Below are 16938 nucleotides of genomic sequence, written 5' to 3' on the forward strand. Positions count from 1 at the left end.
ATGTTAAATATTAGCAACCTATTCATCTAAGATGTAGTTTTATATTAGTGAAGAATCTAAAGGTATTACTCTTTTGGGGATGGTTGCTTTTGCCGCTTGCCAGCCAAGGGCAACAGGGGGTGTCGGGCATTGTATATGACCTGGAGAGTAAGCAGCGCCTGGGAGAAGTGCAGATCAAAAACCTAAACAATAACGAACTCTTGTATAATGATGCGCGGGGTGAATTTAAGCTAAACCTGCAACCCGGAGATCGGATTGCCCTCAAGAAATTGGGCTATAGAGCCGATACGCTGACTTTTACGAGCCAGAAGGCCTTGATTATTAATCTGAAACCGGCGGTAAAGCAAATTGAAACCGTGAACGTGTATGCTCGTCGTTCGCCCGATGATGTGCTGAATGAAATTCGGCGGGATTATAAGAAAGCATTTGAACTGTCCGGCCCGCAAGAGTACTTTACGGTTGGCCCAACGGGTGCAGGAGTAAGCATCGATGCGCTGTATAATTTAGTGAGTAAGGAAGCACGGAACGCACGCCGTTTTACCAAGTTTATTGGGCGCATGCATGAAGAAAATATCGTCGATTTTTACTTTTCGCCAGATTTAGTACGGAATTTGATAGGACTTGAAGGCGAAGAATTAAAGGTGTTTATGCAGTTGTTTAGGCCATCGTACGAATTTGTGGCCCAGTCGCACCACTATCAACTGGTGCAATACATAAAAAGTAAGTACGAAATCTTTAAACTACACCCAAATTTGCGACCTTTGCGGGAGTTACCCGATATAAAGTTAGATGTTAATCAATAAAAATAATATGAAGATAAAGTTCTACCTCGTACCATTTTTACTTTTGATGCTTGGTTTTTCAATAGCTCAAGCGCAGGATCTAAAAGATTTACGCGTAAAACCGGATAGCTCCTTAAACCAAAAGGAAGCAGGGAAGGCCCTGAATGTAAAGAATATTAATGTGCCTATCCCGAAACTCGATTTGGAAGTGAACTACTGGAAGCATTGGACCAAGTTGGGGGTAAACTTTAACCAGGCCGCCTTCAGTGATAACTGGCAATTGGGGGGGATTAACTCCTGGGCCGTTTTGGGCTTAATCTGGCATAAATCAGAATACAATAAGAATAATTTCAACTTCACCACAGAGCTGGATATGAAATATGGAAAGATTCGGAATGAAGGACAAATGGCAAAGCCGAATAATGACCGTATTTTCTGGGATAATAAACTTTCCTATAAACTTTCGAAAAGTTGGGCGATCTATACCTCGTTTACTTTTGAATCGCAGTTCGATAACAGTTATACCTATGCAAAGAATGCAGATGGTCAGGATTCTATTACTGGTGTAAAATCGTCCTTTATGTCGCCGGGTTACTTTACGGAATCCCTGGGTTTGGAGTACAAGCCGGATAATACCTTCTCCTTACGTTTCGGTACAGGTACGGCCCGTCAGACAATTATTCTGGACGAGCGTATCAAACCGCGTTCGGCGGCGGCCTACTTCCAGCGTTATGGGGTTTATCCGTTTCCGAAAGACCCAACTAAAGGTACCGGTGATAAATTCGGTATAGAAGAAGGAAAGAACTTTAAAAACGAACTGGCCTTCCAGCTAACGGCGATCTTAGACCGTAATATTGCGAAAAACATCAACCTGAAAGCACGTTATAATCTTTTTGCAGATTACCAGGATATGAACGATCCGGCGCACCGTTTGGATGCGACCTTCTCTGCGAAGGTGACTTCCCTAATTAATGTTTCGCTAGGTGGTACCTTGTTATATGATTCAGCCATGGATGGTAATATTCAATGGAACCAGGCTTTAGCAGTAGGTGTCCTGCTGAATTTACCAAAATAGTGTAGATGTTGAGACTTAAATCTTGTTTGTGTGTAGGGTTGGGTTTGTTTTTCTTGGCGTCTTGTTCGACCGCCAAGAAAACTACGGTATTGCAAAGTCCGCAAACGGCCGTCATCAACCCCGCTAAGGTGGTGGAAGAAACCAAGGTCATTATAGATTCGGTTCCTGTAGGGAGCCAATTGGCGAATCAAGCCGCAAGAGTCGCGGGTGCCTTAGATAGTGTGCCCCTGACGCCCGAAGAACAAGCAAGATTGATTTACAACAGCGGTATTCATAAAGAATACGACTATGCGCAGGCCATGCATTTCGACTGGCGTAAGCCGCAGTATGTGATGATTCATCATACTTCGCAGTCGAGCACCGCGCAAACCATCCGTACCTTTCAATTGCCACATACAAAAGTAAGTAGCCACTATGTGATCGGAAGAGACGGTCGTGTGGTGCAAATGCTGAACGACTATATTCGGGCTTGGCATGCTGGTCGGGGAAAATGGGGGCAGATCACCGATATGAACTCCATTTCCTTAGGAATTGAGCTGGATAATAATGGCCGAGAACCTTTTCCTGAAGCACAGATCAACTCCCTACTTATTTTATTAGATACCTTAAAAACACGATACAATATCCCGCAGATTAATTTTATTGGGCACAGCGATTTTGCACCCGGTAGAAAGGACGATCCCAGTGTGTTTTTCCCTTGGGATAAGCTAGCTGCGCGTGGATTCGGGATCTGGTATAATGAGTCTTATTTATTGCCGGCCCCGGCAACCTTTAACCCTATAGATGCACTGAAGCTGATTGGTTATGACATGAAAAACCAAGAAGCCGCGATTCGTGCCTTTAAAAAGAAGTACGTGAAAACGGATTTGACCGGACAACTTACCGATAGGGATAAAGCCATTATATACGATTTATATCGGAAATACTATTAAATTCCAGCCTTTCTGCGCTCCTAGGTTAAGAAGCTGTTCAATTTATCTTAAAAATTATTTAATATTGAATAGTGAAAAGGGACCTTCATACAGATGAGCAATTCTTGATGGAGCAATTTAAACGAGGTGAAACGGCAGCCTTTGAGATTATCTTCAAAAGGAATTACCCCGCACTTTGTTTATTTCTTCAGAAAATGGGTGTTGACACTTTCCCGGCCGAGGAAATGCTGAATGACCTGTTTTTAAAATTATGGGATAAATGTGCTGATTTCGACTCCTTGGAAGGGATCCGAGGCTTCCTTTATATTTCCAGTAAAAATGCGGCTCTAAATCATTTTGATAAGCTTAAGCGTTTACAAAAACGGGAAGAGCATTACCTGGCGCAGCAAGATCAATGGACCAGTTTTCCGGTACAACAGCAAATCATCTATCTAGAAACCCTGAAAACAATTGAACAAGTCATTGGGCAACTTCCGGATCAATGTCAGCAGGTGATGCAGCTGATGTTTATTGAAGGCCTTACACCACAGGAAGTCGCCGATCAATTGAACATAGCCCGCGGCACGGTGTATAACCAAAAGGCGAGGGGCCTATCCTTCCTCAAGGAAAAGCTATCTCCCGAGCAGTTTCTATTCTTACTTTTATTCTTCGATTTTTAATAAATTGTGAAAATTATTTCGCTGTAATACAGTGTGTTATCACTTTTCTTGATTTCCTTGTAGAGATATCCTTTCCCAATTTTGTTTTTATAGGGATTGCTTCATTATGAAAAATATTCCTACACATATTATACAGATTCTAGCCTACCGTCATATCGAGCCTTTGAATGAACAGCAAAAGGATCAATTGGCAAGCTGGTTGGCCGAAGATGCGGTTAATCAGGACTTGCTGACTTATTTTGACGATAAGGGAAAGCTGTATCAGGATCTACAGCAGTTGAAGCAGCAGGATGCTGATGGGGCTTGGGAAAAGCACCGTCTGCTTTTTGAGCCTGCACAGCAAACCCCTGTGCGTAAGATGCAAGGACAAGCTTGGGTAAAGTGGACCCTGGCTATAGCTGCCCTGTGCCTATTGGCCTTTGGCGTATTCTTGTATCAATCTAATAAAATCAAGGAAGATCAGCAATTTGCGGATTCCATCAAGCCAGGAAGCGACAAGGCAACGCTGCTTCTAGCAGACGGTCAGACCATTGAGCTTTCGGAAGATGCTTCTGGCATTCGGATAGACTCTAATATGAAAGATGCGGATGGAAATCCGGTGTTAAGTCAGGCTGAAAAGCAGGCCTTAAGCTCTTTTACGGTTGCAACACCTATGGGTGGACAGTTTAACATGACCTTGCCTGATGGCACCAAGGTATGGCTGAACTCCAATACAACACTAACTTACGAAAGCCTAAAAGACCAACGTATCGTCAATCTGCAGGGAGAGGCCTATTTCGAGGTGGCCAGTTTGCAGCTACCAGGTACCTGGGGAAAGGCGAATAAACTACCCTTCGTGGTGCAGACAAAAGATCAGCGCGTGGAAGTATTGGGGACACAATTTAATGTGAAATCCTTTGCTGAAGAAAAGACCACAGCGACAACCCTTTTGGAAGGACAGGTACAAATAGCCATGAATACCCAGCAGATGCTGTTATATCCGGGAGAACAAGCGGTTTCCACTGGACAGCGCCTGAAGAAACAAAACGTGAATATGAGTACTGTGATGGCTTGGAAACAGGGCGAATTTGTGTTTAATGAGGAGAAATTGGGCGAAATTATTGCACAATTGGAGCGTTGGTATAATGTGAAGTTTGAGCTGCAGGATGCACGCTTGGCCGATATTCGTTTTGAAGCCTTGGTGTCGAAACACTTGCAGTTAAAAGAAATATTAAATCTTCTGGAGCTGACCGGTAAAGTGCGGTTTATCGTGAAGGATCAGAAGATTTTAGTGAAAAGGAATACTAAATAACCAAAAAAAGCAGAAGCGATTGCGGCGCTCCTGCTCATAATAGGTCAAACAATCATCGTGAAATTAATTATTTAAAACCTAATCAAATGTATGAAAATTATGGGCAAAGTGGCTCGCAACAACGGGCTTATTTTGCAGGATTAAGCTATGGACGAGACCGTCAGCCAGTTGCTGCCGGGGCCTGGAGAAGATGTATTATGAGATTATCTGTTTTTTCTGTCTTAATGACCATGTTCCTGACGCAGGTGTGGTCGGCAGGGATGGCCCAAGTGGTGTCTCTGAAAGGAGATAAGGTCTCTTTAAGGCAAGTCTTTAAGGATATTAATAAACAAACGGGCTACCATTATTTATGGTCGGCGCAAGATATTCAACCTTCGGCAAGAATCGATGTCAACATTGTTCGGAAGCCCTTGGCTGAAGCCTTGCCTTTGATTTTGAATGGACTGGACTTGACCTATGAGATCGAGAATAAAACCATCGTTATCAAGGAGAAAGCTGTAGCCTCGCCGAGCAATAACCCGATTAAGCTTGCTGAAACACCTATTTATGTGCAGCAAAGCATTCGCGGTCGGGTGGTAAATGAGGAAGGGGAACCGGTGAGTGGGGTGACTGTCCGGATTAAAGGAACCAATGTGGTTACCACTTCCAATAGCAATGGGGAGTTTTCCTTCGATAAGCAATATATCGATAAGCAGGTATTGGTTTTTACCTGTGTAGGCTATGTGCCGGTAGAGCTTTCCGCAAAAGCGCAATTAGGGGATATTAAACTGGAAGAACTTAACAATAGCATTGAAGGCATTGAACTGGTGGTGAATACCGGTTACCAAAAGATCAGTAAGGAAAGGGCTGCCGGTTCCTTCGCGCAAATTAATGCCGAAGACATGGAAAGCCGCTTGCAGACCAACTTCCTGGATAGGACAGAGGGCTTGCTACCGGGGATGAACCTGAGTTTAAATAAAGCCGCCGCAAACCCGATGAATAAAAAGAACGATGTGGGGATTGTGGTGCGTGGAACCTCAACCTTAAATGCGCAAGCTGCACCCCTTATTGTGGTGGATGGGATGCCGTATGAAGGCGATTTAACGGCTATTAATCCGAATGATGTGGAAACCATGACCGTGTTGAAGGATGCCTCAGCAGCTTCTATTTACGGGGTTCGCTCGTCTAACGGGGTAATCGTAATTACCACAAAAATGGGAAAAGAAGGGCCAGCGAAAATTGACTATGCGAATACCTTGGTGTTGCGTGGCCTTCCAGATCGTGGATACCTTAATCAAATGAGCAGTGCCGAATTGGTGGACTTCCAAAAGGAAATGTTTAACTATCGTTCTGGCGACTATGCTAGTTTGGATCCTAAAAAGGCCATGAGCGATGTGTATAGAACGCTTTATGAATTTAAAGGCGGGAAAATTGATGCGGTAGAGTTGGAGCGCCAGTTAGATGTATTCCGCAATAGAAATCGTTTCGATCACATGGATGAGTTTTTGAACTCGCATATTTTAGATCAGCAACATAACCTTTCCCTGTCCGGAGCTTCCGATCGGTTTAAGTATTATTATTCTGTAAACTACAATAAGCCGGGCGATTATAATAAAGATAGACCTGTTGTTGAGAGCATTGGATTTAACATCAAAAACTCTGTTAAACTGACCAATTGGATGAACCTAAACTTAAATGTTTTGGGTAAGAATCAAAAGCAGAACGGTGCCATAGGGTTCAATTTCTATGATAACTACATGGGCGGAAAGGCCTCTTATTACCTGTTGAGAAATGAAGATGGATCGGCGGCACAGTGGTACAATAGCAAGTCGCAATTTGAAATCGACCGCCTAAATGACCTTGGCTTATTGGATGAAACCTATATTCCAATAAATGAGGTTAATAATAGAAAGGTTAATTACTCCAACAAATACATCAATTTAAATTTCGGTGCTAATTTCAACCTGATGCCAGGACTTACCTTCGATGTTTCTTACCAAACCGAGCGTACCGAAGGCTATAACGGAACGACCTTCACCAAAGATAATCAAACGGTGATGGCTCAAATTAATGATGCGACTCAAATTGATAAGGATGGCGTTATTAAACGGAATGTGCCGCTTGGAGGGCAGTTCTCAGAGCGTAGATTGGACATTAACTCGTATACCCTAAGAGGTCAGTTGAATTTTGAGAAGTCTTTTGAAGGCGTGCATGATGTTAATGTGATTGCCGGAGCGGAGCGCAGACAAATTAATAGCCGCTTTACGGATATCTATAAATATGGATATGATGAAAGCAGCTTAGTTTATAAAGGAATTAATGAAGAATTGTTCGGGGTTAATATTCCGAATACACAGGCGATATTTAACAGCTATACCTTAAGGAAGCAGGAAACTGGCTTTAGCGATATATTGGATCGTTTTGTTTCCTTTTACGCCAATGGATCTTATACCTACCAAAGAAACCTGACCCTAAGTGCAAGTATTCGTATGGATCAGTCGAATCTGTTTGGTACTGATATCAAAACCCAATATAAACCTTTATGGTCGGTGGGCGCGATCTATCAAATGCCAACATTTGATCAAGACTGGTTAAGCCGTTGGGCTGTTCGCTTGACTTATGGGGTGAACGGGAATGTGCCGAAGGAAAATGGCCCATACCTTATTTCAAGAGTGAGCCCTAGCTTGAACTACTATACCAGCGAGATGCAGGCTAGCATCACAACGCCGCCAAACCCATCTTTACGTTGGGAGCGGACCGATGTATTGAACTTTGGAATCGACTTCGCGCTTCTTAAAAACAGACTTAACGGTAGCATCGATCTGTATAATAAGAAAACAACGGATTTGTTAGGTCCAACCGCCGTAGATCCGACCCTGGGCTGGGATATCGTAGATATGAATTATGGTAATATGCAAAACAGAGGGATTGAGCTTGGCTTAAATGCTAAACCTATTGTTAGGGAACATTTTAGATGGAACTCTACCTTGAACTTTAGCTATAACAAGAATGAGATTACGCATTTATATGTGCAGCAGAACACACCTTATTACTTTTATTATGCGCCTCAAAACCGTGTAGGAAAGCCTGTGGGAAGTATGTACAGTATTGATTATGTAGGATTGAATGAAAAAGGTGAGCCTTTGGCGCAGAAAAAGGATGGAACAGTTGTGAAATCTACCCAACAGCTTACCATGGACGATATGATCTTTAACGGTACTACCGTTCCTCCTTATAGTCTGGCCTTTAGAAATGGCTTCCAATACAAAGGCTTCAATCTAGATTTTATGTTTGTGTTTAACGGTGGGCATATTATGCGTACCGTGCATCCGGAAACTTTAACCAAGTTCGCCGAACTTAATTACAACAGCAACTTCGATCGCCTTTGGTTGAATTACTGGAAGAAACCTGGAGATGAGCAGAATCCTGATTTGGCACCTGCTTTCCTTTCCGGTGCTTCTGGCAATGTGACAGACCTTTATAATGCCGCAGATAATTTTGTTGAAAAAGCAGACTACATTAAGTTGCGCGATGTTTCCTTATCCTATACTTTACCGAAAGCATGGTTAGGCAGAACGCCGATTCGCCATGTGCGCCTGACAGGGCAAATTTTGAATGCGTGGCGTTGGACAGCAAACTCCCATAATCTTGATCCGGAGGTGTGGTCGGGGTATTCCTTGGTTTCTACAAGAGGGGTTTTAGCTCCTGTGACTTATAATTTCGGTTTATCTATAGGTATTTAAAGAAGATTACAACATGAAAAAATATTGCATACTCGCCTTCATGGCAACACTATTCCTGGTAGGTTGTAATTCCTACCTGGATGTAAAACCGAAAGGTTTTACCATTCCTGAATTATTGAATGATTATCAGTTACTGATTAATGATTTAAGCTTGATTCGCGCATCGCCAGCATACCCAGATTATCTTTCTGACCATGTGCAGGCCGGTGATCCTGTTGATGTGAACAAGAGCACGAGTTTTGAAAGCTTGCCAACAGTAAAGAAAAGACTCTACATGTTTGAGCATGGTGCTATTTTCGAAGATGGTCAATACGATCCGTATTGGGAAGCAGCGTATAGTCATATTTTTACCTATAACGTGGTGATTAATAATGTGCTGAACGCCATTGATGGCAAAGAAAGCGAAAGAAAACGCGTATGGGCGGAAGCGAAAATTGGCCGTGCCTTTGAATACTTAACCTTAGTTAATATTTATGCTAAGCATTATGATCCTGCAACAGCTAGCACTGACCTAGGTGTGCCTATGGTGCTTTCTGAAAACATCAATGAACCCTATGAGCGTGTATCGGTTGCTAAGATTTACGAGCTGGTAGAGGCTGACTTAAACGATGCCTTGCCACACCTGGCAAGTAGTTCTGCCCATAAATTCCAAGCCTTAAAAACCGTTGGATTTGCCTTCCTAAGCCGTATGAACCTATATAAGGGAAATTACGCTGCAGCATTGACCAATGCTAAGGAAGCCATTAAACTGAATGAATATTTGGAAGATTATAACCAATACACCACCAAATTGAAAACCACCTGGGGCAGGGTACATTTGGTAGGCGATGAAGACGTGCCTTTCCCCGATGTTCGCGAAAATAAGGAAACCATTTGGGGGCGTTTGGGAACAAGTACCTACGGGGCGATGAATGCGGAAGTATATGCCTCTGCAAGCCTATTGGATACCTATAAGAAATCATTACCTGCTGGAGCCACAGATATGCGCTTGAAGTTATTCTTTTGCGCTGACTCTGCATCCTTTGGTGCGAATGTTGTCCGTTTTCCGGGAAGAACGCTATTTGCTCCTTATGTGGAAATGAATACCGGATTTAATACGCCGGAACTCTACTTGATTATTGCGGAATGTGAAGCCCGCCAAGGATCCGTAGACCAAGCCTTAAGTTGGTTGAATAAACTACGTGATAAACGCATTAAAAACAATGTGCATGTAGCTGGATTAAGTAAGGAGAAGGCTGTAGAAATGGTGCTTGATGAAAGACGTCGGGAGATTCCTTATACCGCCAGTACACGTTTAATTGACATGAAGCGTCTCGCTATTTCTAAAGATTTAACAGGCAATGTGACCCATAAGCTTGGCGATCAGAGTTTCTCGATGCCGGTTTCCGATAATCGCATGATTCTACCTGTTCCTCCTAAAGTTTTATCCTTAAACCCTAGTATTCCGCAATATGAACGTTAATAACATGATACAACGACTGATTTTAGGTGTTTTATTTGTCCTGATCGGTCTTTCAACCTATGCCCAACAGGCGATTGCTTTTCAAAACATCAACTTTGCCGAAGCAAAAGCGAAAGCAAAACAAGAGAATAAACTGATCTTTTTGGATGGCTATACCTCCTGGTGTGCGCCATGTAAATGGATGGAAGGAAATGTTTTCAATACTACCGAGGTAGCCAGCTATTACAATGCTAATTTCATCAATATCAAGGTGGATTGTGAAGTAGGTGAGGGGATAGATTTAGCGAAACACTATAAAATCAACAGCTTTCCAACCTATTTATTTTTGAACGCCGATGGGGAATTAATGTACAGAACCCAAAGCCGTATGGAGGCAGATGCGTTTTTAAAAGATGGACAACAAGCTACGAAAAAGGAATTCCAAATTCCTACCATCAAAGCAGCGTTCGATCAAGGAAATCGTGACCCGGAGTTCTTGCTCCGTTATATTGCTGTGATGAGCAAAGTCGATGGTGCTTTAGCTCAACCCGCTAGAGCTGCTCTCGATGAGATGGCAAAGTCTGATACCTTTATGAAATCTCCTGTAGGCTGGAAAGCCATAACCCAACTTACCCAGAATGGAAACGATTGGTACGGTTCTTATTTCTTGAAAAACAAACCTTATTTCGCACAAGCTGTACCTCAGGAGGAATATGTGCAGATGGAGCAAAAGCTCCTTCGATATGCCATGTATGACTACATTCGGAATAACAACAAAGCCGAGTTTGACAAGGGATTACTGTATTTCAAAAACAGCAAAGATGTGGAGAAGCAGGAGGAAGCTGCCATGTATGAAGTGGAATGGGCTGGAGTGCATGGTACAGATGCTGAATTTATCAAACTGACGAACAGCCTTAGAAAAGGTCTGTTGAAGGAGAATGATGATCGCTTGAGCTTTATCGCCAGACGCTTTGCCGGTAAGTATGCCCGTGGTACCGAACCATCAGCGAAGCTAATCGAGCAATGTTATGTACTTGCCAAGCAGGCGGTAACTTTGAATCCTGATTCCTACTCAAACCAAGGTACCTTAGCCGATATCTGCATTACGCAGAAAAAGAAAGCAGAAGCCATCAAATCCGCCGAGGCTGCCAGAGCATTGGCCGAATTTGAAACCTCGAAGATTATAAAATTAGCAGATAAACTCGTTGAACGCGCAAAAAGTATTTAAGCATGAAGTATAAAAATCATATATGGCTATTGGCACTGTTGTTAGCCTTCGGGTTTCAACAGGCAGGGGCGCAGGAAAGTAAATTCCGCATTAGCATAGAACAAAAACCGCTGAATAAGGCTGGGAAAATATTTGTTCGTTATTTTATTGATCGGGAATTGGTTATAGATTCCATTGTACTGAAGAATTCGACCGTTTATGAAGGAAGAGCAAAAGGCCCTACTGCATTGAATCTTTATTATGCTGCAAATGGAGAGCCTTTCTTCAGCAAGAGCCGCACTAATAGCTTGGAGCGCTTAAATATGTATGTAGATGCCGGCGAAACAAAAGTAAGTTTTGGAGATACGTTTAAAGACGCAAGCATTAAAGGCTCTGCACTTCAAGATGAGTATGCTACTTTTGAGAAACACATGGAAGCCTATAACCGCAGTTATGAACAACTAGCGAAAGAACGATCAGCCATGTACAAGCAGGCAGAACCCAATAAGGAGGAAATGCTAAAGTTGACAGCTAAATTTGATGCACTGCAAAAAGAAATAGATGCAGCGAAAGTTGCATTTATTCAGGCGCATCCACAATCCTATTTTAGTTTGTTGTCCTTAAAGGAAGTTGCGGGCTATAGCATTGATGTAGATAAGATAGAACCCCTGTTTCAATCGCTGGATAAGGAGCTACAGCAAAAGCCGGAGGGCCAAGAATTAGCGAAGAACTTAGCGATAGCGAAGCGTTTGGCGGTAGGTCAAGTAGCACCGGACTTTACGCAACCAGACCTCGAAGGAAAGCCGGTAAAACTAACAGATTTTAAAGGTCAGTATGTTTTGTTGGACTTCTGGGCATCCTGGTGTGGCCCATGTCGTGCAGATAATCCGAACCTGGTGAAAGCTTATCAGGCTTACAAGGATAAAAACTTCACGATTATCGGCTTATCGCTGGATAACCCAGGCAAACGTAGTGATTGGTTAAAAGCAATTGAAAAGGATGGTTTGCCATGGCATCACCTTAGTGATCTAACAGGATGGAAGAATGAGGTTGCCGGACTGTATGGCATACAAGCTATTCCGCAAAACTTTTTGATCGACCCGCAAGGAAGAATCGTTGCGAAGAACCTACATGGAGATGCGTTGATGAATAAATTAAAAGAAATATTATAAATAGAAGGGGGGCTAATTAGCCTCCTTTTTAGTTAGTTCCTTTGCTGTGGGGTTTCCAGAAGTCTGCTGCAGCAGATAGGCAATTGCAATTAGCAATGCACAGCCTATCAGATTTAACCATAGAAAGGCGACTACATTCATTTGCCAAATAACGATTACAATAATTTCCGTAATAACAGCCGACCAAAATACGGCTTTACCTGAGATACTTTTTAGGTAAAAGGCTACAAGAAAAACACCTAATATAGTGCCGTAGAATAAGGACCCTAAGATATTCACGGCTTCCAGCAGATTCCCAAGCTTACTGGCATACAGTGCTATAATTACTGTAAATATCCCCCAGAAGAGGGTTGCCAAACGAGAAGCACGTAAATAATGCGCATCATCGCCTTCTTTTTTAACGAAACGCTTATAGATGTCGATAATGGTAGTTGATGATAGGGAATTGATCGCACTGGCGGTGGCTCCCATGGAGGCCAGGAATATTATCGCGATTAACAACCCAATTAAGCCTTTTGGGAACACATCTTTCACAAAGGACAGGAATATATAGTTGTTGTCATTTGTGTCGGCTGTGCTGTCGTTTTTCTTGATTAAGGTTATCAACTCTTCACGCAAAGCCTTCTCTTGGTTATTGTATTCGTTTAATTCTTCACGAATACCTTCTATTTTATGCTCCTCTTTTTGACCTAAGGCACTTGTAAGAGAATTAACTACCTCGGTTTTCTCGGTACTAATTTGCTCATGGCGACGCATGATTTCCTGATAATCCTTGCTATACGGGCTGTTTTCTATCTTCGCAACTTCCTTTTCATTGAAAAACAAAGGCGGAGTATGATACTGATAATAGGCGAAAACCAATATCCCAATTAAGAGGATGCAAAACTGCATAGGCACTTTCAAGAGGCCATTCATTAGTAGACCTAGTCTACTTTCCCGAACGGAAGAACCTGTTAGGTATCGACCCACTTGACTTTGGTCTGTACCGAAATAGGAGAGTTGCAGAAAAAATCCGCCGATTAATCCTGTCCATACGGTATATTGATTGTCTAGGTCTAAGGTGAAGTCTATGGCATTTGTTTTTCCCGATTTCCCAGCGATATGTAAAGCTTCGCTAAAGCCTACATGCTCCGGAAGTAGATACACCACCAATACACCGGCTAGAAGCAAGCCGCCGAAGATGATGGACATCTGTAGCAACTGCGTGTAAGAAACGGCCTTGGTGCCTCCATATACAGTGTAAATCAGCAATAAAGCACCGATAGCAAGGGTTGTTAAAGTAAGGTCGATGTGTAGAATCGTACTCAGGATAATAGCTGGAGCGAAAATGGTGATACCCGTTGATATCCCCCGCTGGATTAGAAACAGTGCTGCCGTGAGTATTCTGGTCTTCACGTCGAAGCGTTTTTCCAAAAACTCGTAGGCGGTATATACCTTGAGTTTATGAAAGATAGGCACGAAAGTAACACAGAGTACAATCATGGCTAAGGGCAATCCGAAATAAAACTGGACGAAACTCATGCCAGAGCTGTAGGCAAGTCCGGGAGCTGAGAGGAAGGTAATTGCGCTCGCTTGAGTAGCCATCACCGATAATCCGACGGTGTACCAGGGCAAAGACCGGTCACTGAGGATATAGCCGTCAATATTCTTGACGTTCTTGCTCTTATACAGGCCATAACATACGATGGCGAGCAAGGTAAGGATGAGTACTATCCAATCGATACTACTCATCCAAAGTATTTAGTAAATATGTACATCAGGACTATACAAACGAAGAGCCAGAGGACAATAATCCAATAGAATTGTCTCCAACTTCTTACGAATGGTGGTAGTCCATTATCTGTCATGCGGTTTAAATGGCAACAATACGGAGATAAAGATAATAGCGAATACTAAGCCGCCAACAATACCTTGAATTACACCTAAGAAAGTTCCAGTAGCAACCCATGCAGTAAGAGCTGCCAAGATCACACCTACTAATAAAATAATACCTTTTGCATTGATACCCTTAGAATTTTCAATTTGATTTTCCATTATATTTTTAATTATTGTTCTTCGTTAGCCAGCAAATTTACAAATAATCTATAAGCTCCGGGCACTCCGGCAGGTAATTGTCGGAAAAAGGCCAACGAGGTATAGACAAATTTGCCTTTCCCATATTTTGCAACCAGTAAAGATCCTCGATCCTGCTTCTCCTTGCTATCGGCAAAACTTAGCGGCGTGCGGTATTCTTTGGCCATATTCGAAGCAAAGTAAAGCCCGCGTTCCTGAACCCATCCCTCAAAATCAGCAGCGGTAATTTTATTCGGATAGTTTAATACCGGATCTTTTGCTGCGGTAAATGTTACTTTGGCATCCTCCTCGGTCACCCGATTACGGCTTATTTGAAAAGGATAGGGCCCTAATCTATCAGTCCCCATGCGCGAGTTGACATTGTATTGGACTAATGCAGTACCTCCCTGCTCTACGTAGGCTAGTACTTGAGGCAACCAGCGGTCGACCGTTTTACTGACATTATAGGCTCTAACTCCAACAATTACAGCGTCATAATTCGCCAGCATCGCCGAATTGATTTGTTGTTCAGCAAGTTGATCTACCTGAATGCCGATATTTTCTAAAGATGCTGGGATTAAATCGCCAGCCCCTGGAATATAGGCAACGCGTTTGATCGGGTTATTCAGCTGTAAGGCTTTCACCGATAAAGAAACCGGTGGAAACCAAGTAATGCTTGGGATGTGTTGGTAATCGAGCTGTCTAACAGCATGTAACGCCTTATCATTCAGCTGTGGTATAATACTGCTCGATAGGCTGTTCTTAGGATTACTTATTTCAATATCCTGTGTAATTTCTTCATAAGGACCAAAAGACAAGCTGCTATTCGCGGGGCAAATAAGCAATCCATCCGATTGCTTAAAGTTCAGTTTTCCTTGCTGGTTCTTGTTGCTGTTGTTTTTGATGGTCAGCTTGATGGTTTTCTTTTCGCCTTGCTGAATCAGTAGGTTTTGTTGATTGAGGCTCGCCGTGAAAACAGGGCTGATACTGATGGGTTCATAAATTTCACCATAAACCGGATCTACACTCTTGTACTGTAAAGGGCGGTCTATGCTGAATTGCTGCCCATCAATTTCCAAGAGGATGCGGTTTCCAGGCTTTTGACTATTCTCCGGATTTCCAAAATCTTTTGCTTCTACTTCAAACTTCCCTAAGCTATGTTCCTTTTCTAGCCAATAAGGCTGCGTCCAGGTATCCGCTTTAACACTGTTCTCAAACTTCGTAAGCTCGTTAATTGGGAGTAATTTATCAATCGTTTTGCCATCGATAGCCTTTAGCTTGACCTTAATGCCGGGGTTACGGACAATGATTTCTGTCGATACAGGGATTTGTTCGTCCAACACAAAGTTCGTTTTCGGAGCTAAGGCTTCCGCCCAAATTCCCGAACAGGCCAATATGAGCTCCTCTACCTCGGCTAACTTGTTGCTTTTGTATACGGATGGGTTTAAAGCCGAGATGAGCCCATATAACTTCACTAAAGAAGCTACAGATTGCTCCGGATGGTTGATTTTAAAGTTATCTTGAATAGAGGTTATGGATTGGCTGATGCCTTCGGTAGGTGCTTGTAATCTTTTCCAGGAAGTGTCAATACCATCAAAAAGGCTGGTTTTAGCCTCCGATCCGGCAACATGCTCAAAATATTCGATCGACTTTCCGCGACCGGCAGCAGCACCAAACCCTTGGCTTTTATGCTGTGAACGGCTTAAAGCCGCTATTTCTCCGTAGGAATAGCCCACTAAAGGGTTGTAATCGCCGATTTCTATCTTTAGCTGATCCTCTGATGTATTGTTCATCCCGCCAAAGTTAGCAGTGTTCCAAAGCAGGCGCTTTGCTTGCCAAGGCTTTAAGGTGTTTAGTTGTTCCGGAAAGCGTTTAGGATCAGCAGCAGCTTCAAAAGCCTCACGCGCCAAGATGGCCGAGGCCTGATGATGACCATGGCCTCCACGGCTATCTGGTGGAAAGCGATTGATGATAACATCGGGTTGCAACTTCCTGATCAGGTATACCGCTTCGCGAAGGGTCTCTTCTTTTTTCCAAAAGGAAAAGGTTTCTTCAAAGGTTTTAGAGAAACCGAAGTCGTAGGCTGAGGTAAAATACTGTTCTCCTTTATCGATACGGCGCGCGGCTAGTAGCTCCTGCGTACGAATTAGCCCCAGTTCGATCCCTTGCTCGGTACCCAACAGGTTTTGGCCACCATCTCCACGTGTTAAGGAAAGGTAGGCTGTTCGGTAGTTTTTCTCATTCGCCAACCAGGCAATTAAGCGGGTGTTTTCATCGTCCGGATGAGCCGCAAAATACAATACCGTCCCTAGGGTGGATAGCTTATCTAACTTTGACTTGATTAAGGATGCGGGATAGCTTATTTGGCTAAATGCGGAGAGGCTAACACTTAAAAGTAGAAAAATGAGGATCAGGAATCGTTGAAACATCACTAAAAATAACGAAGTTTCTCCTAAAAATAAAAGGAATCAAAATATTTTTGATTCCTTTTACCAACAATTAAAAATCTTTGACTTCAAACCTGGTTTTCAATCCTTTGGTTCGTTTCGGCAGGATGATATGCTTTGGGTCTAACCTTTAACGATTATAAAAGTACTATAAATAA

Annotated in this window: 12 protein-coding genes; 9 read left to right on the plus strand and 3 right to left on the minus strand. The window is 42.9% G+C overall.

Annotated features, from left to right (window positions below):
* The first annotated feature begins 47 nt into the window (after positions 1–47).
* The 9 genes from GQF63_RS14360 to GQF63_RS14400 all read left to right on the plus strand — a co-directional run bounded on the left by GQF63_RS14360 (position 48) and on the right by GQF63_RS14400 (position 12281).
* Positions 48–803 carry a hypothetical protein gene (locus tag GQF63_RS14360; protein ID WP_160369937.1) on the plus strand — a complete coding sequence of 252 codons (756 nt, stop codon included), beginning with the start codon at positions 48–50 and terminating at the stop codon, positions 801–803.
* A gap of 7 nt (positions 804–810) precedes the next feature.
* The gene (locus tag GQF63_RS14365) at positions 811–1857 is read left to right on the plus strand and encodes a DUF3078 domain-containing protein (RefSeq protein WP_246163546.1); all 1047 of its coding nucleotides are present in this window, start codon (positions 811–813) and stop codon (positions 1855–1857) included.
* A gap of 5 nt (positions 1858–1862) precedes the next feature.
* Entirely contained in the window at positions 1863–2789 is a 927-nt protein-coding gene (locus GQF63_RS14370) for an N-acetylmuramoyl-L-alanine amidase (protein ID WP_160369939.1), read from the plus strand.
* A 71-nt stretch (positions 2790–2860) separates the two neighbouring features.
* Positions 2861–3448, plus strand: a complete 588-nt coding sequence (locus tag GQF63_RS14375) for a sigma-70 family RNA polymerase sigma factor (RefSeq protein WP_160369940.1) — start codon at positions 2861–2863, stop codon at positions 3446–3448.
* A gap of 106 nt (positions 3449–3554) precedes the next feature.
* Positions 3555–4739, plus strand: a complete 1185-nt coding sequence (locus tag GQF63_RS14380; protein WP_160369941.1) for a FecR family protein — start codon at positions 3555–3557, stop codon at positions 4737–4739.
* Between the two features lie 86 nt (positions 4740–4825).
* Positions 4826–8461, plus strand: coding sequence for a SusC/RagA family TonB-linked outer membrane protein (locus GQF63_RS14385; RefSeq protein ID WP_160369942.1), 3636 nt, complete (start codon positions 4826–4828; stop codon positions 8459–8461).
* Between the two features lie 13 nt (positions 8462–8474).
* On the plus strand, positions 8475–9923 hold the full coding sequence (locus GQF63_RS14390; RefSeq protein WP_160369943.1) for a RagB/SusD family nutrient uptake outer membrane protein: 1449 nt from the start codon (positions 8475–8477) through the stop codon (positions 9921–9923).
* Between the two features lie 4 nt (positions 9924–9927).
* Positions 9928–11130, plus strand: a complete 1203-nt coding sequence (locus GQF63_RS14395; RefSeq protein WP_160369944.1) for a thioredoxin family protein — start codon at positions 9928–9930, stop codon at positions 11128–11130.
* Between the two features lie 2 nt (positions 11131–11132).
* Positions 11133–12281, plus strand: a complete 1149-nt coding sequence (locus GQF63_RS14400) for a TlpA disulfide reductase family protein (RefSeq protein WP_246163548.1) — start codon at positions 11133–11135, stop codon at positions 12279–12281.
* 12 nt (positions 12282–12293) lie between these two features.
* Here GQF63_RS14400 and GQF63_RS14405 read toward each other — a convergent pair whose 3' ends face one another.
* The 3 genes from GQF63_RS14405 to GQF63_RS14415 form a co-directional block, all read right to left on the minus strand.
* Positions 12294–14012: a sodium:solute symporter family protein gene (locus GQF63_RS14405; protein WP_160369945.1), complete on the minus strand. Its 1719-nt coding sequence runs from the start codon at positions 14010–14012 to the stop codon at positions 12294–12296.
* Positions 14013–14117: 105 nt separating this feature from the next.
* Positions 14118–14315 carry a hypothetical protein gene (locus tag GQF63_RS14410; RefSeq protein WP_160369946.1) on the minus strand — a complete coding sequence of 66 codons (198 nt, stop codon included), beginning with the start codon at positions 14313–14315 and terminating at the stop codon, positions 14118–14120.
* A gap of 11 nt (positions 14316–14326) precedes the next feature.
* Complete coding sequence (locus GQF63_RS14415; RefSeq protein WP_160369947.1) at positions 14327–16762, minus strand: PIG-L family deacetylase; 2436 nt, start codon at positions 16760–16762, stop codon at positions 14327–14329.
* Between the last annotated feature and the right edge of the window lie 176 nt (positions 16763–16938).

This window comes from Sphingobacterium humi (assembly GCF_009768885.1).
GTDB classification, from domain to species: Bacteria; Bacteroidota; Bacteroidia; order Sphingobacteriales; family Sphingobacteriaceae; genus Sphingobacterium; species Sphingobacterium humi.

What these genes read in the sequence shown, in the direction of transcription:
- GQF63_RS14365 (WP_246163546.1), top strand. Translation starts at nt 811, where the DNA reads ATGAAGATAAAGTTCTACCTCGTACCATTTTTACTTTTGATGCTTGGT.
- GQF63_RS14370 (WP_160369939.1), top strand. Translation starts at nt 1,863, where the DNA reads ATGTTGAGACTTAAATCTTGTTTGTGTGTAGGGTTGGGTTTGTTTTTC.
- GQF63_RS14380 (WP_160369941.1), top strand. Translation starts at nt 3,555, where the DNA reads ATGAAAAATATTCCTACACATATTATACAGATTCTAGCCTACCGTCAT.
- GQF63_RS14385 (WP_160369942.1), top strand. Translation starts at nt 4,826, where the DNA reads ATGTATGAAAATTATGGGCAAAGTGGCTCGCAACAACGGGCTTATTTT.
- GQF63_RS14390 (WP_160369943.1), top strand. Translation starts at nt 8,475, where the DNA reads ATGAAAAAATATTGCATACTCGCCTTCATGGCAACACTATTCCTGGTA.
- GQF63_RS14395 (WP_160369944.1), top strand. Translation starts at nt 9,928, where the DNA reads ATGATACAACGACTGATTTTAGGTGTTTTATTTGTCCTGATCGGTCTT.
- GQF63_RS14400 (WP_246163548.1), top strand. Translation starts at nt 11,133, where the DNA reads ATGAAGTATAAAAATCATATATGGCTATTGGCACTGTTGTTAGCCTTC.
- GQF63_RS14405 (WP_160369945.1), bottom strand. Translation starts at nt 14,012, where the DNA reads ATGAGTAGTATCGATTGGATAGTACTCATCCTTACCTTGCTCGCCATC.
- GQF63_RS14410 (WP_160369946.1), bottom strand. Translation starts at nt 14,315, where the DNA reads ATGGAAAATCAAATTGAAAATTCTAAGGGTATCAATGCAAAAGGTATT.
- GQF63_RS14415 (WP_160369947.1), bottom strand. Translation starts at nt 16,762, where the DNA reads ATGTTTCAACGATTCCTGATCCTCATTTTTCTACTTTTAAGTGTTAGC.